The sequence below is a fragment of the Nonomuraea sp. NPDC050536 genome (genome assembly GCF_044457685.1).
Taxonomy (GTDB): Bacteria; Actinomycetota; Actinomycetes; order Streptosporangiales; family Streptosporangiaceae; genus Nonomuraea.
The window spans coordinates 35,234-58,841 of the sequence record NZ_JBITHD010000038.1 but is presented as its reverse complement, the minus strand read 5'-3'; the positions used below and the strand labels follow the sequence as shown (position 1 = coordinate 58,841).

The window sequence follows — 23,608 nt, the reverse complement described above, 5'->3', positions numbered from 1 at the left end:
CCAGTGCGGGGTGGTCAGGCGGGTTGCGACTCCTCACCGCCCCGCACTTCACCGGGGAGCGCGGTCCGGCCACTGGGCGGCCACGGTTTCCGGGTCGAGCAGTGGCCGGATCGCCACCTCGCCGGTGCCTGCGTCGATGACGATGCAGGCGCCGCCCGCCGTGGCGGGCAGCGTGGTCGGGTCGTCGGGGTCCGGCTCGCGGATCCAGGCCACGTAGCCGCCGGGGAAGCCGTGGACGCCGACCGTGACGGGGTCGTCGGCCGGCCGTACACCGTTGATGTACTCCTCCGCGAGGGCCCGCGCCTGGTCCAGGTTCATCGGGAATGCCCCTCCCGATCGACGACGACGCAGAAGACGCCTGTCACGGTGGTGTAGGGCGGTTCGACGGCCATGTGGCCGCGCAGGGCGTCGATCCAGACGACCTCGCCGTGGTGGTTGACCGCGTTCCAGGCGTGCGCGCCGCCCGACGGCCAGCGCACCACGATCACCGCGGCGGCTCCATGACCGGCCTCGATGAGCCGCCGGGCGAGCAGGGGGTAGGCGTGCCGCCCCTGGCCTGCGCACTGGACCGGGTGGCCGATCCAGCGCTCGATCCTGGCGGTGCCGCCGGCCTCGCCGAAGAGCAGCGGCCTGCCGATCCTGTCGTATTCGGGAGTCCTGGGCGCCGCGGCGGCGGGCTCGCCGTGCCAGGTCGAGATGACGGCCAGCGCGCAGTCGACGGCGTTGGAGGCGCGGAACGGGTCGTCGGCCGGGCCGCCGCCGTTGATCAGCCGCACCCAGGTGCCGCGCGGGTCGGGGAAGCGGGTGCCGGGCGGCACCGCTCGCGCCAGGTCCCGCTCGACCTGCGGGTCGGGGGACGCGAGCCCGCCCGCCGTGGCGTACGGCCGGCAGTCGGCGAGCCGTGGCGGCCGCCCTTCCCTGTCGAACCAGTCGCGCCCGTCCCGCACGGCCGGGCTCGGGGCACGGTCCTGCGGCGGGCCGTCCTCGGCCGCGCGCTCGTAGTCGAGCCACCGCAACCCATCGCCCACCATCGGGTTGTACTGCCCGCCGCCCGGGACCACGTCCTGCCTCCTGTCACGACCGACCACCGATCGTATGCGGACGGTCACGCTCAGGAGGCGGGATCGGGGAAAGTCGCGCGGTCAGGCAGGCGGACCGGGCGGTCTCACGCCACGTTCACCGTGATCGTGTGCCACCCGGTCGCGCCGTCAGGCGCGGGAGGCGCCTCCTGTTCGGTCTGCGTACGGCCTGCCGCGTCGGTGGCCCGCACCTGGATCGTGTGCTGCCCCGGCGTCGCGTCCCAGTCGAGCATCCACTGCCGCCAGGTGTCGGGCCCCGGCACCTGGGCCAGCCTGGCCTGTTGCCACGGTCCCCGGTCCACCCGGACCTCGACCGCCGCGATCCCGGTGTGCTGCGCCCACGCCACGCCCGCGATGACGGCACGGCCGGCCTTGACGGACCCGCCCGAGGCGGGCACGTCGATCCGCGACTCGGTCTTGATCGGCCCCTTGGCCGACCACCCGCGCGGCGTCCAGTAGGCCTGGTCCTTGTCGAACCTGGTCACCTTGATGTCCACCACCCACTTGGTGGCCGACACGTACCCGTACAGCCCGGGCACGACCTGCCGCACGGGGAAGCCGTGCTCAGTCGGCAGCACCTCGCCGTTCATCGAGAAGGCGAACAGCGCGTCCCTGCCGTCCATGACCACGTCGACGGGCGTACCGGCGGTGAAGCCGTCGTCGGAGGTGGACAGCAGCATGTCGGCACCGGACTGCAGGCCCGCCTCGCGCAGCACGTCGGCCATCCGCACGCCCAGCCAGCGGGCGTTGCCCGCGTACTGGCCGCCGACCTCGTTGGACACGCACGTCAGCGTGACGTCGGCCTCGGTGAGCGGGCGCTTGAGCAGGTCGTCGAAGGTGAGCTCGATCGGGCGGTCGACCATGCCGTGGATGCGCAGCTTCCACGCCTTCGGATTGACCTGGGGAACGATGAGGGCGGTGTCCACCCGGTAGAAGTCCCGATTTTTCGTGATGAATGAGGACAGGCCGTTGATGTGGAAGTCGGTGCCCGCAGCAAGCGGCCTGGGCGTCGAGCGAGGCAGCGCGAGGCTGCCCCTGGCCAGGTCCACGGCCTTGCGGCCGCCCAGCACGTGCCCCACCACGGTCCCGGCGCCGGCCACGACGATCCCGGTCGCCACCCCGGTCAGCAGCCGCCGCCGGTCGAAGGCGTAGAGGTCGTCCCCTGCCCGCATCACCGCGGGCCGCTCCACCTCCAGCGTCTGCTGGTCGTGGACGTCCTCGGCACCGGACGCCACGGCGGCGCCGGGCCGGAGGGCGACGGCGCGCTTCATCAGCCACCCGAGCGCCCAGATGCCCACGGCCACGCCCACCACCGTCGGGACGACGTCAACCAGGGCGGCACCGGGCCTGGTCAGCACGGCAACCACGCCCACGACCCCGAACGCGGCCAGCCCCAGCTGGCCGTACAGGACCCGTTGCCGCGCGAGCACGCCGATCCCGGCGGCGATCAGCGCGATCACCAGGAGCATGCCGCCGAGCAGCGCGGTCTTGTCGTAGGCGCCGAACGTGTTGATCGCGAACTCTTTGACCGGCGCGGGCGTCAGGTCGATCGCGGAGTCGCCGACCGCGATCACCGGTGACGTCTCGGGCTTGATGAACCCGGCCACGAGCTGCGCCACTCCGAGCGCCACCGCGCCGGAGACGAGTCCGGCCAGCGCGCCCGCCCAAACTGGAACCACTTTCACCCCACCGACGCTACGCCCGCTGGGGGCCGGGAGTTCTTACGCCCCGGTTACAGCGGACGGCGCAGCTCGGCGCCGTGCCAGGCCGTGGCTAGCCGAGCAGCTCCCGCACGATGGGCGCGAGCGCGCCGAAGGCCCGCCCGCGGTGGCTGATGGCGTCCTTCTCCTCGGCCGGCATCTCCGCGGTCGTACGGCTGTCGCCCTCGGGCACGAAGATGGGGTCGTAGCCGAATCCGTTGGCGCCGCGCGGCTCGCGGATGAGCCGGCCCGGCAGGACGCCCTCCACTGTGCGCTGCCCGCCACCGGGCAGGGCCAGCGCGGCGCAGCAGGTGAAGTGCGCGCCCAGATGCCGCTCCGGCACGTCGGAGACCTGGGCGAGCAGCAGCTCCAGGTTGGCCCGGTCGTCGCCGTGACGGCCGGCCCAGCGGGCGGAGAACACGCCCGGCATGCCGTTCAGCACGTCGACGCACAGGCCCGAGTCGTCAGCCACCGCGGGCAGGCCGGCGGCCTGCGCGACGGCGTGCGCCTTGAGCAGCGCGTTCTCCTCGAACGTGATGCCGCTCTCCACGACGTCCTCGATGGCGGGGAACTCCTCCAGGCCCACGATGTCGAAGCCCGACAGGATGCGCCGCAGCTCGGCGATCTTGCCGGGGTTGCGGGTGGCTAGGACGATCTTCACGACGCCAGGGCCTCCCGCTGGATCAGCGTCAGCTGCTCACAGCCGATCACCGCCAGGTCGAGCAGCTGGTCGAGCGCGCCGCGGTCGAAGGGGACGCCCTCGGCGGTGCCCTGCACCTCGACGAAGCTGCCGTCGCCGGTCATGACCACGTTCATGTCGGTCTCGGCGGACACGTCCTCGGTGTAGCACAGGTCGAGCATCGGCACCGCGCCGACCACGCCCACCGACACGGCCGAGACCGAGCCGACCAGCGGGTCGCCGGGGCACATCTTGCGCTCGCGCATCCAGGCGATCGCGTCGGCCAGCGCGACGTAGGCGCCGGTGATCGCGGCGGTCCTGGTGCCGCCGTCGGCCTGCAGCACGTCACAGTCGATCAGCACCGAGTTCTCGCCCAGCGCCTTGTAGTCGACGCAGGCGCGCAGCGAGCGGCCGATGAGGCGGGAGATCTCGTGGGTCCGGCCGCCGATCTTGCCGCGCACCGACTCGCGCTCGTTGCGGGTGTTGGTGGCCCGGGGCAGCATCGCGTACTCGGCGGTCACCCAGCCCTGGCCACTGCCGCGCCGCCAGCGCGGCACGCTGTCCTGAACGGAGGCCGCGACCAGCACCCGGGTGCCGCCGAATTCCACCAGCACGGAGCCCTCGGCATGGCTGATCCAGTTGCGCGTGATCGTGACCGGCCGGAGTTGACTGGGGGTGCGTCCATCCTGTCGAGACATGCAGATCACCCTATCTCCGGCCCGACACACCCTTGACCGAATGTGTCCGACACAGCGATCCTTACGCAATGACAACGGGGGTGTTGCGGAATCCTGACTTCCTCCGGTTCCTCAGCTCGCACGTTTCCAACGAATTCGGGGCGAACATCACCCGGGTGGCCCTCCCCCTGGTCGCCGTGCTGATCCTGCACGCCAGCCCGCTGGAAGTCGGTGCGCTGTCCGCGTTACAGACCACCGCGTTCCTGCTCATCGGCTTACCCGCGGGGGTGTGGGTCGACAGGATGCGCAAGCGGCCCGTGATGATGGGCGCCGACCTGGTCAGGTTCCTGCTGCTCGGCAGCATCCCGCTGGCGGACGCGCTCGGGCTGCTGTCGATCCAGATGATGTTCGTGGTCGCGCTGCTCGCCGGGGCGGCGCAGGTCTTCAACGACGTGGCCGACCAGACCTACCTGCCCGACCTGGTGCTCAAGGAGAACCTGACCGACGGCAACGCCAAGCTGGAGACCGTCCGTTCCGGCGGCATGCTGGCCGGACCCAGCCTCGGCGGCCTGCTGGTGGAGCTGGTCGGCGCGCCCAGGACGCTGACGGCCACCGCGCTGGCCTCGCTCGGGTCGCTGCTGTTCCTGGGCACGATCAAGGAGCCCGACCGCGAGCCCCGCGTCACCGAGCGCGGCAGGCTGACCCGGGACATCGGCGAGGGGCTCGCGTTCGTCTGGCGCGACCGGCTGCTGCGCGTGATCGTCATGACCACCGCCTACACGAACCTGTGCATCAACGGCGTGCTCGGGCTGTCGGTGCTGTTCCTGGCCGACGTGGTCAAGCTGCCGCCCGGCGTGATCGGCGTGCTGCTCATGTCGGGTGCCGTCGGCGGGCTGCTCGGCGGCTTCACCAGCGGCTACCTGTGCAAGAAGTACGGCACCGCCAGGGTGATGTTCCTGGCCATGGTGATCAGCTCGCCGTTCGGCCTGCTGCTGCCGATGACGCACGCCGACTGGCGGGTGTGCTTCTTCACGATCACCTCGATCGGGTTGTCGTGGGGCGCGATGCTCTACAACGTCGGCCAGATCACCTACCGCCAGACCGTCGCACCCGAGCACATGCTGGGACGGGTCAACGCCACCGTGCGGTTCGTGGTGTGGGGCACGCTGCCGCTCGGGGCACTGCTCGGTGGCCTGCTGGCCCAGCATCTGGGGGTGCGTGACGCGCTGTGGCTGCTGATGAGCTTCCGGCTGGTCGGATTCCTGCCGTTGCTGTTCTCGCCGCTGCCCTACGTGCGCGAGTTCTCCGAGCTGCGGGCCAAGTCTTAGCTCGTGTCCTAGCCTCAGCCCAGCTCGTAGACCGCGCCGCTGCGCGCCAGCTCGATCGGGCCGCCGTACCCGCCGCGGGTGGCATCCTCCAGCACCCTGTTCTGGTCGTTCCAGGGCACCAGGTGGGTGAGCACCAGCCTGCCCACGTCGGCCTTCGCCGCGTGCTCGGCCGCCTGGCGGCCCGACATGTGCAGATCGGTGGGCAGGTCCGGCTTGTCGAGGAACGACGCCTCGCACAGCAGCAGATCGGTCCCCTCGGCCAGCTTCACCAGTTCCGCGGACTCGCCGGTGTCACCTGAGTAGGCCACGCTGGTCCCGCCGTGCATGACGCGGAAGCCGTACGCCTCGACCGGGTGGTTGACCAGGCCTGCGGCCAGGGTGAACGGGCCGACCTCGAAGATGCCCGGCGCCAGCCGTACGAAGTCGAAGGCCGTCTCCATGCCGGGCTCCTCCGGCATGCCGTAGGCGGCGGCCATCCTGCGCGGGGCGTCGGCCGGCGCGTAGACGGGAATCTTCGGGTACGGCGCGGCGGGGCCGTAGGTGCGGGCGACGTGATAGCCGCACAGGTCGAGGCAGTGGTCGGCATGCAGGTGCGACAGGCAGATGGCGTCCACGTCGTAGAGCCCGATATGCCGCTGGAGCGCTCCCAGCGACCCACTGCCCAGGTCGAGCAGCAACCGGAACCCCTCGGCCTCCAGCAGGTAGCAGGAAGCGGGGCTGTCGGGCCCGGGGAAGCTTCCCGAGCAGCCGACGATCGTCACCTTCATGCGGGCCTCCCATTAGAGGTGGTACCCCCAGGGTTGGTTGTCGAGCTCCACTCGACCGATCCTCCGTGATGGATGTCCCCGTCCCGTCCCGGGTCCATCACCGGTGCGATCTCGACCGTGTCGATCTCCGGGCCCAGGAAGCGCCGCCCGAGCTGGGCGAAGAGCAGGGAGTCGCCGGTGGCGCGGAACCGGTGCCGGGGGGTGGCGTCGGTCCCCGCGGCCAAGCCGCGGTCGTGCAGGACGCGGTAGACGTCCTTGGCCGTCTCGTCGGCGCTGGAGACGAGCGTGACACCGTCTCCGGCGACGTAGGAGATGGCGCCGGTGAGCAGCGGGTAGTGGGTGCAGCCGAGGATGAGCGTGTCGCACTCGGCGGCCTGGACCGGCACCAGATACTCGCGCACCACCTCGATGAGCTCCTCGCTCATCGTCTCGCCACGCTCGACGTACTCCACCAGGAGCGGGGCGGCCACTCCTGTGAGCTTGACGTCGGGTGCGGCGGCGAAGGCGTCGTGGTAGGCCATCGACTCGATCGTGGCGCGGGTGGCGATCACGCCCACCCTGCCACTCTTCGTGGCCCGCACGGCCCTCCTGGTGGCGGGCTGGATCACCTCGATCACGGGCACGGCGTAGCGCTCGCGGGCGTCGCGCAGCACGGCGGCGCTGGCGCTGTTACAGGCGATCACAAGCATCTTCACGTCGTGCTCGACGAGATGGTCCATCACCTCCAGGGCATACTTGCGGACCTCGGCGATGCGTTTGGGCCCGTACGGCTGGCGGGCCGTGTCGGCCACGTAGGTGATGGACTCGTGAGGCAGCTGATCGATGATCGCTCTGGCGACCGTCAGGCCACCCACCCCGCTGTCGAAGATCCCAATGCTCGCGTCCGGCACGACTTCGAGGGTAAGGGACCTGCTACGACTTCACTGCGTAAGAATGCTCACAGTGTCGCTGTCACCCGCGTCCCACTCGCGCCAGCTGCCGTGCCTGGGCCACCAGGCGGCCGGCCGAGTCCCAGATCTCGACCTCCTCGTCGAACCAGCCGTCGGAGATGAGGCGGCCGGTGCCGTGCAGGGTGAGCCAGCCGGGCGCGGGCAGGGCGCGCAGGTGCCAAGTGAGGTCGACGGTCGGCGCCCAGCCGCGGGCGCCCGCGGAGAAGACGACGGGCGGGAGGGCGTCGACGGCCAGCGCCATGACGTACGGGTCGGGGTCCTGGGGTTCCGACATGCGGAAATAGGCGCGCGACTCGGGCCTGCCGGTGGGCTCGCCCTTGAGCCAGCCGATCGTGGGCGGGTCGAAGCGGAGGTCCATCTGGGCGTTGAGCGTCATGTTCGACTCGGGCTTGGGATCGGGGAGCTTCACGCAGTCCTCGATCGACGGCATTTGTGGCGCTTTATCGCTATAAACCGGTTCAGTCTCCCGCAGGGTCGCGGTCGTGATCAGACCTTCGATCTGCGGCACGCCATCCTGGACGAGCGTGGCCCTGGTGAACGCCACGGTCTTGCCCGCCTTCAACTGCTGCAGCCGCACCTGCGCCGGGCCCACGACCGGGGACTTGAGGAACTGCGCGGTCTGGCTCACCGGATGCTCGAACGGCGAGGCGTCCACCGCCGCGCGCAGGATCACCGCCATGAGGTATCCGCCGTTGAGCGGCCCGCCGATCCCGTAGCCCGGATCGAGGCAGACGTCATAGGTGTGCTCATCGACCCTGATCGCCTGGGTGGCCTCGTCGAACTTCGTCATGCGCCATCTCCCGAATATAATTCTATTAGGCTCCATACTCTACGGCATCGGTACATCAGCGCGCCTACCTGCGAAAACGTGATTCGGCTGAGAGAGTCTGGATCATGGCAGGTGTTTCCGAACTCATGGGCCAGTCCGTCTGGGACTGCCGGGGGATATGGGTCGGTCACGTCGTCGACGTTCGCGTGGTCAGGCACAAGGGCGAGCTCCAGCACTCGGTGTACGGGCTGCTCGTCTCGGGTCTGCGCGGGCCCCTGTTCATGGGGCTGACCAGGGGGCGCGAGGGGCGCTTCGGGTGGCTGTCGGAGTGGCTGGCGAGGGTCGTCTACGTGGGGTGCACGTTCGTGCCCTGGGACACGGTGGACGCTTACGGCGAGGGCGAGGTGTTCCTCAAGACGTCGAGAAAGGAACTGAGCCGCGTATAAATCGGACTTCAGTCCCTTGCAAGCGACCTGATAGCAACATCAGCTACCTTCTCTGTGGTCATAAGTCCACATTGTGAGTTGAGTGATGTCTGCTAATAATCCCCCGAATGGTCAGGATCCGGAGAGGACGACGGCCTACCGCTGGAACCAGGACCAGCAGCAGCCCGTGAACCCTCCCACGATGCCGCTCGGCCAGCCGTACCCGCCGCAGCAGCCCTACCAGCAGCAGCAGCCTTACCAGCCGCCGCAACAGCAGCAGTATGGCCCGCCGCAGTACGGCGGTCAGCAGGACTACGGGCAGCAGGCATCCTCGGGACAGCAGTCCGCCTACGGCCAGCAGGACCACGGCCAGCAGAATTACGGCCAGCAAGGCTATGCCCAGCAGGGTTACGACCAGCAGGGCTATGGGCAGCAGCAGGTCCACTACGGCCAGCAGCCCGGGTACGGCCAGGCCGAGCAGCTGGCCTGGCAGCAGGCCCCCGAGGGGCCCGGCGCGCCGAAGAAGGGCCGCAAGGGCTGGATCATCGCGATCGCCGCCGCGGTGGCCGTACTGCTGCTCGGCGGCGGCGCGTACGCCGTGGTGGGTGCTATCGGCGGTGGCGGCACCCAGCCGCAGGAGGTCCTGCCGCCCAACGCCTTCGCCTACATGCGCCTCGACCTGGACCCGGCGGCCAACCAGAAGCTCGCGCTGTTCCAGCTGGGCAGGAAGTTCACCGTCACCAAGGACGCCTTCACCGGCGAGGACCCGCGCCAGGCGCTGTTCAACGCGGTGAAGAGCGACGACGACAACCTGGCCAAGCTCGACTTCGCCAAGGACGTCGACCCGTGGCTGGGCAGCAGGATCGGCCTGGCGGTCGTGCCGGGCAAGTCCGCCGAGGAGCCAGGCTTCGCGGTGGCCGTCCAGGTCAAGGACCAGGAGCAGGCCCGCGCCGGGATCAAGAAGCTGATGGGCGATGAGAAGTACGGCCTGTCCTTCCGCGACGACTACGCCCTGCTCACCTCCACGCAGGCGCTGGCCGACCAGTACGCGCAGGCCCAGGGCAGCCTGGCCGACAACAAGGACTTCAGCGACGACATGGACGCCGTGGGCGAGCAGGGCGTGCTGTCCTTCTGGTCCAACATCGGGCAGGCCGCACAGCTGGGCCGCGCCACGATGACGCCGGAGGAGGTCAAGGCGTTCGAGCAGTTCAAGAACGCCCGCTTCGCCGGCGCGCTGCGCTTCGACAGCGCCTACGCCGAGTTGGCGGGCGTGCTGCGCGGGGCCGACGGCCTGGTCCAGGGCGACCTGGAGAACGCCGACCTGACCAAGCTCCCGGCCTCCACCGCGGGCGCGCTGTCCATCTCCGGCCTGGACCAGATCGTCACCAAGCAGTGGGCCAAGATCGAGGAGTCCGCGGCCGCGACGCCGGCGGGCGAGCAGTTCAAGCAGTTCGTCGAGCAGGCCAAGTCGCAGTACGGCCTGCAGCTCCCCGACGACCTGGCCACGGTGCTCGGCAAGAACCTGACGGTCGCCGTGGACGGCCAGGGCCTGGACGGCGAGACCCCCAACGCCGGCGTCCGGATCGCGACCGACCCCGCCAAGGCGCAGGCCGTCGTGGACAAGGTCGAGAAGGCCATCTCCTCGGGCTCGGGCGGGCAGCCCGCGCCGCAGCTGGCCAAGGTCCCCGGTGACGGCACGCTGACGCTCGCCACGACGCAGGAGTACGCCAAGAAGCTGGCCGAGGACGGCACGCTGGGCGACAGTGATGCCTTCAAGACGGCGATCCCCGACGCGGGCTCCAACACCTTCGCGCTCTTCGTGGACCTGGACAAGGTGGAGAAGTACTACCTGCAGGGCATGGAGGGCGACGACAAGGCCAACCTGGAGAAGCTGCGCGCGGTCGGCCTGAGCGGCAAGCAGACCGACACGGGGGCGGCGTTCTCCCTGCGCGTCCTGTTCAACTGACGCTCACGACAAAAAGGGGGCCGACCTTCGGGTCGGCCCCTTCTGCTATGCCCAGAGCTGGCCTTCGAGGCGTTCCTCGGCTTCTTCGAGGGTGCCCTCGTAGGCGCCGGTCGACAGGTACTTCCAGCCGCCGTCGGCGACCACGAAGACCACGTCGGCCCGGGCGCCCGCCTTGACCGCCTTGGCGGCCACGCCCAGCGCGGCGTGCAGGGCCGCGCCGGTGGAGACCCCGGCGAAGATGCCCTCCGAGGTCAGCAGCTCCCGGGTACGGCGCAGCGCCTCAGCCGAGCCCACCGAGAAGCGGGTGGTCAGCACGCTCTCGTCGTACAGCTCGGGGATGAAACCCTCGTCCACGTTCCGCAGGCCGTACACCAGCTCGCCGTAACGCGGCTCGGCGGCGACGATCTGCACGCCGGGGACCCGCTCGCGCAGGAAGCGCCCGACGCCCATGAGCGTGCCCGTGGTGCCGAGCCCGGCCACGAAGTGCGTGACCGTCGGCAGGTCCTCGAGGATCTCCGGGCCCGTGCTCTCGTAGTGCGAGCGCCAGTTGGCCGGGTTGCCGTACTGGTAGAGCATCACCCAGGACGGGTTCTCGGCGGCCAGGCCCTTGGCGACGCGGACCGCCTCGTTGGAGCCGCCCGCCGCGGGCGAGGAGATGATCTCCACACCCCACATGCGCAGCAGCTGCCGGCGCTCCTCGGAGGTGTTCTCCGGCATCACGCAGATCAGCTTGTAGCCCTTGAGCTTGGCGGACATGGCCAGCGAGATGCCGGTGTTGCCGCTGGTGGGCTCCAGGATCGTGCAGCCGGGGGTGAGCAGGCCGTCCTTCTCCGCCTGCTCGATCATCCACAGCGCGGGGCGGTCCTTGATCGAGCCGGTCGGGTTGCGGTCCTCCAGCTTGGCCCAGATCCGCACGTCCTCCGACGGCGAGAGCCTGGGCAGCCCGACCAGCGGGGTGCGCCCGACCGAGTCGATCAGCGAGTCGAAGCGCATGTCACCCGCCGGCGACAGCGGGGAGCACGGTCACCGTGTCGCCGTCGGCGACGGGGGTGCCCAGCCCGCCGAGGAAGCGCACGTCCTCGTCGTTCAGGTACACGTTGACGAACCTGCGCAGGTTGCCCTGGTCGACCAGCCGCTCCTTGATGCCCGGGTGCTGGGCCTCCAGGTTGCTGATCACATCGTCGAGGGTGGCGCCCTCGGCGTTGACGGCCTTCGCACCGTCGGTGTAGTTGCGCAGAATGGTCGGAATGCGAACCTCGATGGCCATCGAGCTCAGTCTCCTCGGATGAAGTCGTCCCACCGGAGCAACACCGGTGGCTGGATGCGGATTCCAGGTCAGCGACAGTCGTAGACGACGACAGCCGGGGTATGCGCGAAGAGGTAACTCTGCACCGGCCGGACCATCATGGGAGAAACCTTACCTCCTCCTCGGTAATCACCCCATCGAGGATCCGGTAGGAGCGGAACTCCGCCTTGTCCTCCTCACGGGTGGACACGAGGACGTAGTGGGCGTCGGGCTCGGAGGCGTAGTTCACGTCCGTGCGGGACGGGTACGCCTCGGTCGCCGTGTGGGAGTGGTAGATCACGACCGGGGTCTCGTCACGGTCGTCCATCCCCCGCCACACGCGCAGCTGCTCGAGGGAGTCGAAGCGGTAGAACGTGGGCGAGCGCTCGGCGTTCTCCATCGGGATGAACCGCTCGGGGACGCCGTCGCGCCCCGCGATCACGCCGCACGCCTCGTCGGGATGGTCGGCCCTGGCATGAGCGACGATCTTGTCGGCCAGGTCCTGCGAGATGGACAGCATGCCCGGAAATTACCACTCTCGAATCAGACACAGCGCTCTGGGCGCTCTGGTAGGCCGCCGAGCGGCCTACCAGAGCGCTCTGACGAGGCTGTCTTGGAGGTAGGTGAGCCAGTCGTAGGTGACGTAGGCCGGGTAGCGCGGGTCGTCCTCCGACATCGAGGCGATCTCGTCGTGGATCTCCTCGGTCACCTCCAGGCGGATCCCCAACGCCAGCCGTACGTCGTTGAGGGAGCGCAGCCAGGCCTGGGCCTGCTCGGGCGTCAGCTCGCTACGGCCGGCCTTGGCGGTGTCGAGCATGGTCTGAGCGTCGGCCCGCTTGCCGTCGCGCAGCGTCGCCTCGGTGTAGCGGCGGAACTCGGACGCCTCGTCGGCATCCTGGTAGGCCGCGGGGAACAGGCGTGCGAGCACCGGATCCGACGGCACCTCGGCCGCGCCGATGCCCAGCGCCCGCTCGAGCGGGTCCTCGCTGGTCTGGCCCGGCACGATCAGGCCGAGCACCTGGGTGACGAGGGAGCGCAGGATCGAGACCTCGGCGGGCTCGAACTCCGCCACCACGCCGCCGCCCCTGCTCGCGGAGAATCCGGAGCTCACCGGTGCCGCCTCACTTGATCGAGTCCGACTGGAGTGTCGCCCACAGGCCGTAGGAGTGAAGAATCTGCACATCGCGTTCCATTTCTTCACGCGTGCCTGATGAGACGACGGCCTTGCCCTTGCGGTGGACGTCCAGCATGAGCTTCTCGGCCTTCTCTTTGGTGTAGCCGAAGACCGTTTGGAAGACATAGGTCACATACGACATGAGGTTGACCGGGTCATTCCAAACGATGGTCACCCATGGCAGATCGGGCCGAACGTCCGATGACGGACGCTCGACGGCGATTGGAGCGGTGCTACCCACATCCCCGAGTCTGCCCTATCTGGGCCGTAGTCTTCGAGTCGTGACTATGCCCATGAGCACTGCGTTGCTCACAGATCACTATGAGCTGACGATGTTGCAGGCCGCGCTGCGCAGTGGCGCGGCCCACCGGCGAGCAGTTTTCGAGGTATTCGCCCGGCATCTCCCCGGCGGGCGCCGCTATGGGGTTGTCGCTGGGACGGGACGTGTCCTGGAGGAGATACAACGCTTCCGCTTCGGCGACGAGGAGCTGACCTTCCTGCGAGAGAACCAGGTGGTCGACGAGGCGACCCTGGCGTTTCTCGCCGATTACCGCTTTTCCGGGAATGTGTACGGCTACCGCGAGGGCGATCTCTACTTCCCCGCCTCCCCCATCATCGTCGTGGAGGGCACCTTCGCCGAGGCCGTGCTGCTGGAGACCCTCATCCTGTCCACGTTGAACCACGACTGCGCCATCGCCTCGGCCGCCTCCCGGATGGTGAACGCGGCGGGCAAGCGCCCGCTGATCGAGATGGGCTCACGGCGTACCCACGAGTGGGCCGCCGTGGCCGCCGCCAGGGCCGCCTACATCGCCGGGTTCGCCTCCACCTCGAACCTGATGGCCGGGCACCGCTACGGCGTGCCCACAGCGGGCACCGCGGCGCACGCGTTCACCCTCCTGCACGACTCCGAGCGGGCCGCCTTCCAGGCCCAGGTGGACTCGCTCGGCCCGGAGACGACGCTGCTCGTCGACACCTACGACGTGCCTGAGGCCGTACGGACGGCGGTCGAGCTGGTGGGTCCCTCGCTCGGCGCGGTCAGGATCGACTCAGGCGACCTGGCCGCCGCCGCCCAGGAGGTACGCGAGCAGCTCGACTCGCTCGGCGCCTTCAAGACCCGCATCCTGGTCACCTCCGACCTGGACGAGTACGCCATCGCCGCGCTGGCGGCCGCCCCCGTGGACGCCTACGGCGTGGGCACCTCGCTGGTCACCGGATCGGGCGTGCCGACCGCGGCGCTGGTCTACAAGCTGGTGGCCCGCGAGTCGGCCAACGGCAAGCTGGAGCCGGTGGCCAAGCGATCGGTCGGCAAGCCCTCCAGGGGCGGGCGCAAGCAGGCCTACCGGCTGCTCGACGAGACCGGCCACTGGGACACCGAGCTGATCACCACGTCCGGGGTGGAGCCCGAGGGCGGGGAGGCGTTGCTGCACCCGATGGTCGTCGAGGGCGCGGTGGTGGGCACCGAGTCGCTGGCCGTGGCCAGGGAACGACACCGTCAGCTGGTCACCCAGCTGCCGCTCGACGCGCTGCACCTGGGCAGGGGGTATGCGGCGATCCCGACGGAGTTCGCCTGACGTATCGTGCTGGTATGGGGACCGCGCTGATCATCGTTGACGTGCAGAACGACTTCTGCGAGGGCGGCAGCCTGCCGGTGGCGGGCGGCTCGGAGGTCGCGGCGGCGATCACCCGGCACGTGGCCGACCACGGCTACGACCACGTGGTCGCCACCCGCGACTACCACGTCGACCCGGGTGTCCACTTCTCCACCGCGCCCGACTACGTCACCACCTGGCCGGCGCACTGCGTGGCCGGCACGCCGGGGGCGGACTTCCATCCGGCCTTCGACGTGTCCGCGGTGGAGGAGGTCTTCAGCAAGGGCAACGACAAGGCCGCCTACAGCGGCTTCGAGGGCACCTCGGGCGACGGGGTGCCCCTCGCCCAATGGCTGAACGAGCGCCACGTCCACGAGGTGGACGTCGTGGGCATCGCCACGGACCACTGCGTGCGGGCCACCGCGCTGGACGCGGTCACGCACGGCCTCGCCGTACGGGTGCTGCTGGGCCTGACGGCCGGGGTGTCGCGGCTGACCACGCAGGCCGCGATCGCGGAGCTCGCCTCCGCGGGGGCGACCCTGAAGGGGGCGCCCGTGGTGCGACCCGCCGAGTAGCGTACACAGTGCGTCACGCTGAGTTCATGTGATATCCAAGACAGCGAAAGCTCTTCGGAGTGGAGCTAGTACGGAGAGTTACATGTCTCAGCCCACGTATGAGGTCCTTCATGCTCGCCTACTCGCTCGGCCTTGCCTGGCTGCTGCTCGCCCCGTTCAGCCTCTGGGTCCTCGTCCGCGGTCGTAACCTCGCCAGGATCGGCGCGCTGGCCACGCTCGCCCTCCTCGAGGGCGGCACGGTCATGCTCAACGCCGCCCACAAGACCGACCAGGGCCCCGCCGTGGTCGCCCACGACGTCATCCCGCAGGCGCCCAGTGCCTGTGCGGAACGCATGCCGGTGCCGGCCACGGCCAGCGTCCGCAACGGGCTCACGCTCTCCTGGCCCGCGGCGCCCGACGAATGCGACACGGCCAAGGTCGTGCTGCGCCACAACGGCCACCGGCTGCGCGTCTGGGTCCACGAGGGCCCCCTCCAGGGCACCCACAGCGGCGTCCAGACCCTTCCCGTCCACGTCGCCTCCGGCTCGGCCACCCTCCACGTGCCACTCGACCTACACCCCAAAACCCACTACCAGCCCATCGACGGCCGCTCCGGCCACCGAATCCCCCGCTCCTAGCCCCCACCCCCCAACAGCCGCGCCCCACCCACCCCTACACACCCACTCCCACCGTTCAGTCCTATAGGGCCGCTCGCGCCCTCCGGTCCCGTACGGCCGCTCGCGCCGTTCGGTCCTATACGGCCGCTCGCCGTTCGCTCCCGTGCGGCCGCTTACGCCGTTCGATCCCGTACGCCAAGCCACCCCTCCACCACCCACCGCCCCACAGCCGGCCCCGTCAGCAAGACGCCCCTCCAGCACCACCCGGCTGCCCCCGGTCACGCCACCCCAACCCGGAGCACCCCGGCCCCACACCAAGTCCAGAACCCGGATGCCACGCTCCCCGGCAGCCCACCGCACAAGGCGCCGACCCACATCCCGCCGACCCGGCGCCCAGCCGGGCACTGCGCGCCCGTGTGACACCTGCCCAGAGCCGCGCAGACCCCCACCACGCCCCGGAGCCCGATGCCACGCTCCTCGGCAGCCCGCCGTACAAGGCGCCGACCTGCGCCGACCCACGTCCCGCCGACCCGGCGCCCAGCCTGGGGGCGCGGCCTGCGCGTGACCTCTGCCACTCCGGGTGTCACCCGGCCGACCCGGCGCCCAGCCGAGGGCTGTAGACCCGCGCCTCGTCGAGCCCGGATGCCACGATCCTCGGCCGGCCGCTGACGGGGGAGGGGGTTAGCGGCGGGAGGTGGCCCAGGTGCGGATTTTGTTGATGCGGTCCTGGATCTGGTCGGCGGTGGCCTGGGCGATGGGAGGGCCGCCGCAGGCGCGGCGTAGTTCCGAGTGGATGACGCCGTGGGGTTGGCCCGTGCGGTGGTTCCAGGCGCCGACGAGGCCGTTGAGCTCGCGGCGGAGCTCGGCGATCTGCTCGTGGGGCGCCAGGCGCTCCTGCGGCTCAGCGGCGGCGACCTTGCGCTTGGCCGCCTGCTGGTCGGACTGGCGCTTGCGGAGCAGGGTGGCCACCTGGTCGGGCTCCAGGAGGCCGGGCAGGCCGAGGAAGTCCTCCTCCTCGGCCGAGCCAACCTCGGCGCCGGTGCCGAACTCGCCACCGTCGAACAGGACGCGGTCGAAGGTGGCCGAGGTCTCCATCGTCTCGAAGGGCAGCTCGTCGCCCAGGACGTCGGGGTTGTCCTGCTGCCTGTTGGCCTGCTCGAGCAGGCTGTCGTCGAGGCCGTCCTCCGGCGGGCGCTTGTTGAGGACGTGGTCGCGCTCGACCTCCATCTCGTTGGCCAGGCCCATCAGGGTCGGCACCGAGGGCAGGAAGACCGAGGCGGTCTCGCCGCGCTTGCGGGCCCGCACGAAGCGGCCCACGGCCTGGGCGAAGAACAGCGGGGTCGAGGTCGAGGTGGCGTAGACGCCGACGCACAGCCGGGGGATGTCGACGCCTTCTGAGACCATGCGGACCGCGACCAGCCAGCGGTCTTCCGAGGCGGCGAACTGCTTGATCTTGTTGGACGCGCCCGGGTCGTCGGAGAGCACGACCGTGGCGCCCTCGCCGGTGATGTTGCGCAGGTGGCGGGCGTAGGCGCGGGCCGCCTCGTGGTCGGTGGCGATGACCAGGCCGCCGGCGTCGGGGACGCCCCGCCGTACCTCGGTCAGGCGCCGGTCGGCGGCCTGCATGACCTGGCGGATCCAGTCGCCCTTGGGGTCGAGCGCGGCGCGCCAGGCCTGGGAGAGCTGGTCCTTGGTCAGCGGTGTGCCGAGCGTGGCGGCGATCTCGTCGCCGGCGCGGGTGCGCCACTTCATCTCGCCGGAGTAGGCCAGGAAGATGACCGGGCGGACGACGCCGTCGGACAGGGCGGGGCCGTAGCCGTAGGAGAAGTCGGAGACGCTGCGCTTGAAGCCCTCCTCGTCCTCCTCGTAGCCGACGAAGGGGATCGGGTTGTCGTCGGAACGGAACGGTGTGCCGGTGAGCTGCACGCGCCTGGTGGCGGGCTCGAAGGCCTCGCGCACGCCGTCGCCCCAGGACCTGGCGTCGCCCGCGTGGTGGATCTCGTCGAAGATGACCAGCGTCTTACGGGCCTCGGTGCGCGCCCTGTGGAGGGCGGGGTGCATGGCGACCTGGGCGTAGGTGACGGCGACGCCGATGTAGTCGCGCGAGGTGGCGCCCTGGCTGTTCTTGAACTCGGGGTCGATGCCGATGCCGACGCGGGCCGCGGCGTCGGCCCACTGGCGCTTGAGGTGCTCGGTGGGCGTCACGATGGTGATCGCCCTGATCACGCCGTTGGCCATCAGCTCGCTGGCGATGCGCAGCGCGTAGGTGGTCTTGCCCGCGCCGGGGGTCGCGACGGTGAGGAAGTCGCGCGGCTCGCGCCTGAAGTACTGATCGAACGCTTCCTGCTGCCACGCCCGGAGCTTGGGCGCGGTGCCCCACGCTGCTCGGTCGGGGTATGAGGGCGAGAGATGGGATGCGGCGAAGGTGCTCACAGACCAGCCTCGCTACGCTCGTCAGGCTGTGAGCACAGTGCGTTACGCACGCTCACGGGCATCACGTTCGAGGTTCGAGTGCTCACAGTGTCACAAGAGTAATCGGGGGCACTGACAAGACGTGCCGAGCAACGGGGATCCTGGCCAAGGTAATCCTCAGGTGGTAAGTGGCTTATCGCACGCTCATCATGAGGGTGTCCAGCGCCTGTCTGGCCGCGGGATCCTCGGGTTGCAGCAGCCCGACCAGCAGCACGCCGCCGGTTCGCCGGGTGAGAATTGTCACTCGCAGGTAGGCGGGACGGTTCACCACGTCCTGGTACTCGGCGCGCAGCGCCCGGGTGTGACCCTGCGGGATGGGCTTGTCCTCGACGATCGTCACCCGGTCGCCCTTGAGCAGCAGCCGGGAGTACAGCTCCGAGTCGTCGAACACCGCCTGCTTGAGGTCGGCGACCTGGTCCAGCGGCCTGGCCATCACCAGCGCGGACCCGGACCTGACCACCGAGGTGAACCCGGTGACGGGCGGCACCGCGCCACGCTGCCAGCCGGGCGGCAGCGCGATCGTCACCCCGGCCAGCGAGTCGACCAGCTGACCGCTGACGGGCGCCGGCCTGGCCAGCCGCAGCACGAGCACGACCGTCCCTGCGACCAGCCCGGAGGCCACGACCAGCGCCAGCACGGCCCCGATCCGGCGCTTCCACCTGCGGCCGCCCATCCGCCGGGCGATCCCCGGGTCGGCGGGGGCGCCGTGGATCCGCGCCGACGGAGGCAGCGCTTCCCACGACCGCTCGGCCGTCCGCCTCAGCGTCGGATTCCACGGTTCGTCAGGAGGCCAGACGCGATGATCACCCACCATGACACCTCCCTGCCCGCTGTCCTATCACTCCGGAGAGCGGGCTTCCGGGAATCCGTGATCGCTGTGGCTCAGGAGGAAGAAAAGGCCATCCTGTACGGCGAGCCCTACCGCGTACGCGACGCCAGCACGGTCCCGGCGAGCGCGACGGCGGCCATGAGACAGGTGATGACGACGAACCCGGTGGCGATCTGCGCGGGCGCGTGGCCGATGACGTTGATGAGCGCGCCGCCGACTCCCACGGCGACGGCCGAGCCCAGCATGTCCGTCACCGACAGCGCGGCCGAGTTGGCCCCCTGCTCGTTGACCGGCGACTGCTTGAGCGCGGTGACGTTGACCGTGGTCATGCCGATCCCCATGCCGAACCCGGCGACGATCCAGGCGGGCACCGCCACCCACCCGGTGACCCCGGGCAGCACGGAAAGCAGGGACAGCAGGATCCCGGTCATCACGCAGGCGATGCCGAGCCTGATGCGGCGGTGCGGCTCCGCCGTACGCCTGCTCTGCAGGTACGAGCCGGTCGACCAGCCCAGCGCCCCGGTGGTCAGCGCGATGCCCGCGGTTCTGGCGTCGAAGCCCTTGACCGTCTGGAGCGCGAGCGGGATGTACATGTTCACCCCGAAGAACGCGGCCGAGAACACGCCCCGCATCATGACCGTGGTCGGCAGCCCGCGACCGAACCGCAGCGCGCCCGGCGGGAGCAGCTTGGCCAGGCCGTACCCGAGCAGCGCCAGACCGGCCACGACCTCGACCACGCCCAGTGCGGTCCTGGTGTGCAGCAGGTCGACGCCGTACAGCAGGATGGCGGCGCCGAACGCGGCCGAGGTGGCGGCCACGGTCATCGCCAGCGGCCGGGAGCGGGGCCCGTCACCGGGGGTGGCCTCCTCGGCGGGTTTCTTGCCCAGCGCGGGGACCAGCATGACCAGGGCGGGCACCACCAGCGGGATGATCCCGAAGAACACCCAGCGCCAGCCCAGAGCGATGGCGACGAACCCGGCGACGGCCGGCCCCACCATCGCGGGCACCACCCAGGCGGCCGACAGCGCGGCGAACACCTTGGGCCGCGACTCGGCCGGGTACACCCGCGCGATCATGACGTAGAGCGCCACGACGGTGAACCCGGCGCCGAGCCCCTGCACGGTCCTGGCGAGCAGGAACATCTCCTTGCTGACCGAGGCTCCGGCCAGCCCCATGCCGACGACGAACAGCACCACCCCGAGCAGGAACGGCAGGCCGTACCCGCGCCGGTCGGACCACAGCCCCGACACGACGTTGGCGAACAGGCTCGCGATGAGGAAGGCCGAGAAGCTCAGCCCGTACACGCTGTCGGCGTGCAGCTCGCGGGAGATGGCAGGCATCACGACGCTGACCGACATGCCCTCGAAGGCGATCAGCGTGACGACGAGCAGGATGCCGACGGTGGCCGTGCGGTAGGCCGGCCCGAAGATGCGCGGCGGTTCGTATGTAGCGTCGATGGTCTTCGGTGCTGTCACTCACACATCGTAGTAGGTGTTACAAATCGTTTTTAGTCCGGTACGCCACCCACATCTCCCGGAGCCGGGTGCCCTGACCGGCGGTGAAGCCCCTCATGCAGCGGTCGTGGGAGTAGTCCATGAAGTTGTGGAACGGATCGGAGCCGTCGCCGGAGCAGGTGTCCTTGTCCGCGGGGCAGCCCTGGGTTGCGTTCGCCTCGGGCGGGGTGTCGGCGACGCCGTCACCGGGTGGCTGGCAGCCGTTCTCGAAGGTGTGGAACAGGCCCAGCCAGTGGCCGATCTCGTGCACGCCCGTGTAGCCGAGTTTGAAGTCGCGCATGCTGCCGCCCGGCAGCGTGCGCCAGTCGATCACCACACCGTCCAGGTCCGGGCTTTCGTCGTACCAGAACGGGTAGGTGGAGTAGCCCAGGATGAGCCGGCTGAGCTGGGCGATGTACAGGTTGAGCGTCTGGGCGTCGCCGGTGCGCAGCTTGGTCTTCATGGCCGCCTCGTTGGCCACCGGGTCGGTGAACCACTCGGCGTTCGTGGTGACGTCGGTGCCGTCCAGACGGAAGCGGATCCCCGTGTCGGCGCCGCCGTAGCGACCGCTGTAGGCGGCGTTGAGGGTGTCGATCTGGGTCTTGATCGACGCGTCGGTGGCGCGGCGCTGGCCGTCGGTGATGACGTGGACCCGGATGGGCACGGTGATCGTGTCGGGAACCGTGGTGCCCACCAGGCGCCTGGCCAGTTCGGTGAGCACGCCGGTCACCTGATCGGTGCCCGGCGAGCCGGGCTCGACGCCGCGCGGACTGCGCGCCGCTCCCCTGGCGCAGCCCGAGGCGGCCGCCGGCCGGGGCGGCGCGAAGGGCCAGGCTGCGAGCAGGCATACCAACAAGACGGCGGTCGCGCGCCGGGCCATGCGGTCCCCCGATCCGGCATGAGCAGGTCAGTAACCGACCGTAGCCCTACCGGAGGCGATCAGCCGTGATCAACACTCACTGGCTGTCGTCGCCGTTGTTCTCGGGCAGACCCTCGTAGATCTCCTTGCACTCCGGGCAAACCGGGTACTTCTTCGGGTCGCGGCTGGGCACCCAGACCTTGCCGCACAGGGCGCGGATCGGCGTGCCGGTCACCATGCTCTCGGTGATCTTGTGCTTGTCCGCGTAGTGCGCGAACCGCTCGTGATCGCCGTCGCCGTGCGAAACCTGCGGGATGGTTTCCTGCTCTGGCAGGATCTTCGTGCTCACCCTGCCAAGTCTATTCGCGCGGGCAGCCGTCCTCATCCGCCGCTCGACGTGCTTGCCGTCACGGGTGTACGGCCGGCGTCCTCGCCCGCCCGGGTACGGCGGGCCAGCGTGGCCAGCCCCGCGATCCAGCCGAGCCCGAGCCCCCAGACCAGCCCGGCCAGCAGCCCGCCCGCCAGGTAGGCGCCATAGGTGCCGATCCCGGCGCCGTTGGACTCCTGGAAGAGCACGGCCGCCCGCAGCAGGTCCGCGACCAGCGTGCCGAGCAGGAACGCGCCCCAGGTCCGCCAGAACCCGCCTCTGGTCGCCGCCACGAAGACGACCAGCACCAGCGCCGCCACGCTCTCGGTGAGCATGGTCAGCCAGGTCGTCTCGCCCAGCGGCACCACGCGCAGCCCAGGCAGGCCGTACGGCAGGCCGATGGAGGAGGGGACGGCCAGGTAGCCCACCCGGGTGACGAGCGTGGCGCCGAACAGACCGAAGGCCAGCACCATCATCAACGTGACGATCGCGGGAAGGCCATTGCGAACAAGGCTCATGTTCGGCAGGCTAGCGGCGACCATGATTCTGGCGGAAGACCCGGATTCGGGAACCCCCTCTGAAGCCCGGAGACCACATGAAGCTCGCCCGGTTCATCGCAGCCGTCCTCGTGCTCGCCTTTCTGACAGTTGCCGGGATCGTCGCGTGGACTCGGAGCGCACCCGAGGACGGGCTGCCCTACGTCTCCGACGACCAGGGCAGGGCGCTGATCCTGCGCGGGTTCAACACCGCGGGCAGCGCCAAGGGCACGCCTGACGGGCTGCCCGAGTTCACCGAGGCGGACCTGGACCGCGAGTACCGGGACATGGGCACCAACTTCGTCCGCTTCCTCCTCCAGTGGCGCGCGGTCGAGGCCTCCCCCGGCACCTATGACACGAAATATCTGGACAAGGTGGCGGAGCGGGTCCGCTGGTACGCCAAGCGTGGCTACCACGTGATGCTCGACATGCACCAGGACCTGTGGGGCTCGGGGATCACCCCGGAGGGCGGGGCGGGCAACGGGGCCCCCGGCTGGGCCACCCACCTGGACGGTCTGCCGGTCGCCACCAAGCAGCCCACCTGGGAGATGTTCTACCTGGAGCCCGGCGTCATCCGCGCCTTCGACCACTTCTGGAACACCACGGGCGACCATCCGGAGCTGATGGACCACTACGCCGGGGCGTGGAAGGCGGTCGCGGCCCGCTTCAAGGACGAGCCCGCGGTGCTCGGCTACGACCTGATGAACGAGCCGTGGGGCGGCTCGGTCCAGGGCGCCACGTTCGAGACCGGCCCGCTGGCCGAGCTCTACCGCCGGTGCATCGCCCAGATCAGGTCGGTCGACACCGACTCGTGGGTCTTCCTGGAGCCGCAGGCGGTCGGCGCGAACTGGGGCCTGCCCTCCGCGCTCCCCCACTTCGACGACCCCCGCTCCGGCCCGTCCAGGATCGGCTTCGTGCCGCACCTCTACCCGCTTCCGCTCGACCTGGGCGACGACTACACCGCCGGGTCCAGGCAGTGGACGGACCGCACGATCGGCTGGTGGCGCGACAACACGCTCCGCACGGCCAAGCGGATCGGCGGCCCGGTGATCCTGGGAGAGTTCGGCCTGGACATGACCCGGCCGGGCTCGGCCGACCTGGTCGGACGGGTGCAGGAACTGGGGCTGAGCATGTCCTACTGGTCCCGCGATCCCGGCGTCTGGGGTCCCTACGATGACAAGGGCAAGCCCACCCCGCTGGTCGACGTCTACAACCGCGCCTACCCGCGGGCCGTCGGCGGCATCCCCCAGAAGATCTCCTACGCCGGCAAGGCGCTGACCGTCGTCTTCGACGCCAACGAGACGGGCCCCACCGAGTTCTACCTGCCCGCCAGGGACTTCCCGAAGGGCGGCACGCCCTCCGTCGGCACCGCCACCTGGGATCCCGCCCGCCGCATCCTGACGGTCACGACCAAGACCTCGGGCATCGTCACCCTGACGATCACCCCCACATAGCAGTACGGCTCCCGCCGCAGCGAGAGCCGTACCACCGAA

General features: G+C 70.1%; 26 protein-coding genes. 7 read left to right on the top strand and 19 right to left on the bottom strand.

Annotated features, from left to right (window positions below; genetic code table 11):
• Positions 1-48 precede the first annotated feature (48 nt).
• The 5 genes from ACIBHX_RS50975 to rph all read right to left on the bottom strand — a co-directional run bounded on the left by ACIBHX_RS50975 (position 49) and on the right by rph (position 4,156).
• Positions 49-318, bottom strand: coding sequence for a hypothetical protein (locus ACIBHX_RS50975; RefSeq protein ID WP_397076113.1), 270 nt, complete (start codon positions 316-318; stop codon positions 49-51).
• A complete protein-coding gene (locus tag ACIBHX_RS50970; RefSeq protein ID WP_397076111.1) occupies positions 315-1,109 on the bottom strand; it encodes a toxin glutamine deamidase domain-containing protein in 795 nt (264 codons plus the stop codon). The genes ACIBHX_RS50975 and ACIBHX_RS50970 overlap by 4 nt, the downstream gene beginning before the upstream one ends.
• 56 nt (positions 1,110-1,165) lie before the next feature.
• The gene (locus ACIBHX_RS50965; protein ID WP_397076109.1) at positions 1,166-2,764 is read right to left on the bottom strand and encodes a molybdopterin-dependent oxidoreductase; all 1,599 of its coding nucleotides are present in this window, start codon (positions 2,762-2,764) and stop codon (positions 1,166-1,168) included.
• Between the two features lie 88 nt (positions 2,765-2,852).
• On the bottom strand, positions 2,853-3,440 hold the full coding sequence (gene rdgB / locus ACIBHX_RS50960; protein WP_397076107.1) for an RdgB/HAM1 family non-canonical purine NTP pyrophosphatase: 588 nt from the start codon (positions 3,438-3,440) through the stop codon (positions 2,853-2,855).
• Positions 3,437-4,156, bottom strand: coding sequence for a ribonuclease PH (rph, locus tag ACIBHX_RS50955; RefSeq protein ID WP_397076106.1), 720 nt, complete (start codon positions 4,154-4,156; stop codon positions 3,437-3,439). The genes rdgB and rph overlap by 4 nt, the downstream gene beginning before the upstream one ends.
• A 68-nt stretch (positions 4,157-4,224) precedes the next feature.
• Between rph and ACIBHX_RS50950 the strand changes: the two genes are divergently transcribed.
• Positions 4,225-5,463, top strand: a complete 1,239-nt coding sequence (locus ACIBHX_RS50950; protein WP_397076104.1) for an MFS transporter — start codon at positions 4,225-4,227, stop codon at positions 5,461-5,463.
• A gap of 14 nt (positions 5,464-5,477) precedes the next feature.
• Here ACIBHX_RS50950 and ACIBHX_RS50945 read toward each other — a convergent pair whose 3' ends face one another.
• The 3 genes from ACIBHX_RS50945 to ACIBHX_RS50935 all read right to left on the bottom strand — a co-directional run bounded on the left by ACIBHX_RS50945 (position 5,478) and on the right by ACIBHX_RS50935 (position 7,970).
• Positions 5,478-6,230 carry an MBL fold metallo-hydrolase gene (locus ACIBHX_RS50945; protein WP_397076102.1) on the bottom strand — a complete coding sequence of 251 codons (753 nt, stop codon included), beginning with the start codon at positions 6,228-6,230 and terminating at the stop codon, positions 5,478-5,480.
• Entirely contained in the window at positions 6,227-7,120 is an 894-nt protein-coding gene (murI, locus tag ACIBHX_RS50940; protein WP_397076101.1) for a glutamate racemase, read from the bottom strand. The genes ACIBHX_RS50945 and murI overlap by 4 nt, the downstream gene beginning before the upstream one ends.
• A 61-nt stretch (positions 7,121-7,181) precedes the next feature.
• Positions 7,182-7,970, bottom strand: coding sequence for a thioesterase family protein (locus tag ACIBHX_RS50935; RefSeq protein ID WP_397076100.1), 789 nt, complete (start codon positions 7,968-7,970; stop codon positions 7,182-7,184).
• Between the two features lie 104 nt (positions 7,971-8,074).
• On the opposite strand from ACIBHX_RS50935, the gene ACIBHX_RS50930 reads away from it, so the two are divergent.
• Positions 8,075-8,395, top strand: a complete 321-nt coding sequence (locus ACIBHX_RS50930) for a hypothetical protein (protein WP_397076099.1) — start codon at positions 8,075-8,077, stop codon at positions 8,393-8,395.
• 166 nt (positions 8,396-8,561) lie between these two features.
• Positions 8,562-10,340, top strand: a complete 1,779-nt coding sequence (locus ACIBHX_RS50925; RefSeq protein WP_397076098.1) for a DUF3352 domain-containing protein — start codon at positions 8,562-8,564, stop codon at positions 10,338-10,340.
• A gap of 45 nt (positions 10,341-10,385) precedes the next feature.
• Here ACIBHX_RS50925 and ACIBHX_RS50920 read toward each other — a convergent pair whose 3' ends face one another.
• The 5 genes from ACIBHX_RS50920 to clpS form a co-directional block, all read right to left on the bottom strand.
• Positions 10,386-11,333, bottom strand: coding sequence for a PLP-dependent cysteine synthase family protein (locus ACIBHX_RS50920; protein WP_397076096.1), 948 nt, complete (start codon positions 11,331-11,333; stop codon positions 10,386-10,388).
• 1 nt (position 11,334) lies between these two features.
• On the bottom strand, positions 11,335-11,607 hold the full coding sequence (locus ACIBHX_RS50915) for a MoaD/ThiS family protein (RefSeq protein WP_397076094.1): 273 nt from the start codon (positions 11,605-11,607) through the stop codon (positions 11,335-11,337).
• A gap of 136 nt (positions 11,608-11,743) precedes the next feature.
• Complete coding sequence (locus ACIBHX_RS50910) at positions 11,744-12,145, bottom strand: Mov34/MPN/PAD-1 family protein (RefSeq protein ID WP_397076093.1); 402 nt, start codon at positions 12,143-12,145, stop codon at positions 11,744-11,746.
• A gap of 66 nt (positions 12,146-12,211) precedes the next feature.
• Complete coding sequence (locus tag ACIBHX_RS50905) at positions 12,212-12,736, bottom strand: DUF2017 domain-containing protein (protein ID WP_397076091.1); 525 nt, start codon at positions 12,734-12,736, stop codon at positions 12,212-12,214.
• A gap of 10 nt (positions 12,737-12,746) precedes the next feature.
• Positions 12,747-13,040 carry an ATP-dependent Clp protease adapter ClpS gene (gene clpS / locus ACIBHX_RS50900; protein ID WP_397076090.1) on the bottom strand — a complete coding sequence of 98 codons (294 nt, stop codon included), beginning with the start codon at positions 13,038-13,040 and terminating at the stop codon, positions 12,747-12,749.
• 46 nt (positions 13,041-13,086) lie between these two features.
• On the opposite strand from clpS, the gene ACIBHX_RS50895 reads away from it, so the two are divergent.
• The 3 genes from ACIBHX_RS50895 to ACIBHX_RS50885 all read left to right on the top strand — a co-directional run bounded on the left by ACIBHX_RS50895 (position 13,087) and on the right by ACIBHX_RS50885 (position 15,580).
• Positions 13,087-14,370: a nicotinate phosphoribosyltransferase gene (locus ACIBHX_RS50895; protein WP_397076138.1), complete on the top strand. Its 1,284-nt coding sequence runs from the start codon at positions 13,087-13,089 to the stop codon at positions 14,368-14,370.
• Positions 14,371-14,384: 14 nt separating this feature from the next.
• Positions 14,385-14,963, top strand: coding sequence for an isochorismatase family protein (locus tag ACIBHX_RS50890; RefSeq protein ID WP_397076088.1), 579 nt, complete (start codon positions 14,385-14,387; stop codon positions 14,961-14,963).
• 110 nt (positions 14,964-15,073) lie between these two features.
• Positions 15,074-15,580, top strand: coding sequence for a hypothetical protein (locus tag ACIBHX_RS50885; protein WP_397076086.1), 507 nt, complete (start codon positions 15,074-15,076; stop codon positions 15,578-15,580).
• A gap of 660 nt (positions 15,581-16,240) precedes the next feature.
• Here the strand turns inward: ACIBHX_RS50885 and ACIBHX_RS50880 are convergent.
• The 6 genes from ACIBHX_RS50880 to ACIBHX_RS50855 all read right to left on the bottom strand — a co-directional run bounded on the left by ACIBHX_RS50880 (position 16,241) and on the right by ACIBHX_RS50855 (position 22,097).
• Positions 16,241-17,992, bottom strand: a complete 1,752-nt coding sequence (locus ACIBHX_RS50880; RefSeq protein WP_397076084.1) for a DEAD/DEAH box helicase — start codon at positions 17,990-17,992, stop codon at positions 16,241-16,243.
• Between the two features lie 172 nt (positions 17,993-18,164).
• The gene (locus tag ACIBHX_RS50875; protein WP_397076083.1) at positions 18,165-18,845 is read right to left on the bottom strand and encodes a hypothetical protein; all 681 of its coding nucleotides are present in this window, start codon (positions 18,843-18,845) and stop codon (positions 18,165-18,167) included.
• Between the two features lie 104 nt (positions 18,846-18,949).
• Entirely contained in the window at positions 18,950-20,335 is a 1,386-nt protein-coding gene (locus ACIBHX_RS50870; RefSeq protein ID WP_397076081.1) for an MFS transporter, read from the bottom strand.
• Between the two features lie 19 nt (positions 20,336-20,354).
• Positions 20,355-21,233, bottom strand: coding sequence for a zinc metalloprotease (locus ACIBHX_RS50865; protein WP_397076079.1), 879 nt, complete (start codon positions 21,231-21,233; stop codon positions 20,355-20,357).
• A 76-nt stretch (positions 21,234-21,309) separates the two neighbouring features.
• The gene (locus ACIBHX_RS50860) at positions 21,310-21,561 is read right to left on the bottom strand and encodes a DUF3039 domain-containing protein (RefSeq protein ID WP_397076078.1); all 252 of its coding nucleotides are present in this window, start codon (positions 21,559-21,561) and stop codon (positions 21,310-21,312) included.
• A 32-nt stretch (positions 21,562-21,593) separates the two neighbouring features.
• Positions 21,594-22,097 carry a hypothetical protein gene (locus tag ACIBHX_RS50855; RefSeq protein ID WP_397076076.1) on the bottom strand — a complete coding sequence of 168 codons (504 nt, stop codon included), beginning with the start codon at positions 22,095-22,097 and terminating at the stop codon, positions 21,594-21,596.
• Between the two features lie 77 nt (positions 22,098-22,174).
• On the opposite strand from ACIBHX_RS50855, the gene ACIBHX_RS50850 reads away from it, so the two are divergent.
• Positions 22,175-23,569, top strand: coding sequence for a cellulase family glycosylhydrolase (locus ACIBHX_RS50850; RefSeq protein ID WP_397076074.1), 1,395 nt, complete (start codon positions 22,175-22,177; stop codon positions 23,567-23,569).
• The last annotated feature ends 39 nt before the right edge of the window (positions 23,570-23,608 follow it).

Excerpts from the sequence above, each read along its gene's own strand:
- rph (WP_397076106.1), bottom strand. The coding sequence starts at position 4,156 with ATGTCTCGACAGGATGGACGCACCCCCAGTCAACTCCGGCCGGTCACG.
- ACIBHX_RS50850 (WP_397076074.1), top strand. The coding sequence starts at position 22,175 with ATGAAGCTCGCCCGGTTCATCGCAGCCGTCCTCGTGCTCGCCTTTCTG.
- ACIBHX_RS50935 (WP_397076100.1), bottom strand. The coding sequence starts at position 7,970 with ATGACGAAGTTCGACGAGGCCACCCAGGCGATCAGGGTCGATGAGCAC.
- ACIBHX_RS50890 (WP_397076088.1), top strand. The coding sequence starts at position 14,385 with ATGGGGACCGCGCTGATCATCGTTGACGTGCAGAACGACTTCTGCGAG.
- ACIBHX_RS50950 (WP_397076104.1), top strand. The coding sequence starts at position 4,225 with ATGACAACGGGGGTGTTGCGGAATCCTGACTTCCTCCGGTTCCTCAGC.
- ACIBHX_RS50875 (WP_397076083.1), bottom strand. The coding sequence starts at position 18,845 with ATGGTGGGTGATCATCGCGTCTGGCCTCCTGACGAACCGTGGAATCCG.
- ACIBHX_RS50855 (WP_397076076.1), bottom strand. The coding sequence starts at position 22,097 with ATGAGCCTTGTTCGCAATGGCCTTCCCGCGATCGTCACGTTGATGATG.
- ACIBHX_RS50915 (WP_397076094.1), bottom strand. The coding sequence starts at position 11,607 with ATGGCCATCGAGGTTCGCATTCCGACCATTCTGCGCAACTACACCGAC.
- ACIBHX_RS50865 (WP_397076079.1), bottom strand. The coding sequence starts at position 21,233 with ATGGCCCGGCGCGCGACCGCCGTCTTGTTGGTATGCCTGCTCGCAGCC.
- ACIBHX_RS50920 (WP_397076096.1), bottom strand. The coding sequence starts at position 11,333 with ATGCGCTTCGACTCGCTGATCGACTCGGTCGGGCGCACCCCGCTGGTC.
- ACIBHX_RS50975 (WP_397076113.1), bottom strand. The coding sequence starts at position 318 with ATGAACCTGGACCAGGCGCGGGCCCTCGCGGAGGAGTACATCAACGGT.
- ACIBHX_RS50930 (WP_397076099.1), top strand. The coding sequence starts at position 8,075 with ATGGCAGGTGTTTCCGAACTCATGGGCCAGTCCGTCTGGGACTGCCGG.
- ACIBHX_RS50910 (WP_397076093.1), bottom strand. The coding sequence starts at position 12,145 with ATGCTGTCCATCTCGCAGGACCTGGCCGACAAGATCGTCGCTCATGCC.
- ACIBHX_RS50945 (WP_397076102.1), bottom strand. The coding sequence starts at position 6,230 with ATGAAGGTGACGATCGTCGGCTGCTCGGGAAGCTTCCCCGGGCCCGAC.
- ACIBHX_RS50895 (WP_397076138.1), top strand. The coding sequence starts at position 13,087 with ATGCCCATGAGCACTGCGTTGCTCACAGATCACTATGAGCTGACGATG.
- ACIBHX_RS50885 (WP_397076086.1), top strand. The coding sequence starts at position 15,074 with ATGCTCGCCTACTCGCTCGGCCTTGCCTGGCTGCTGCTCGCCCCGTTC.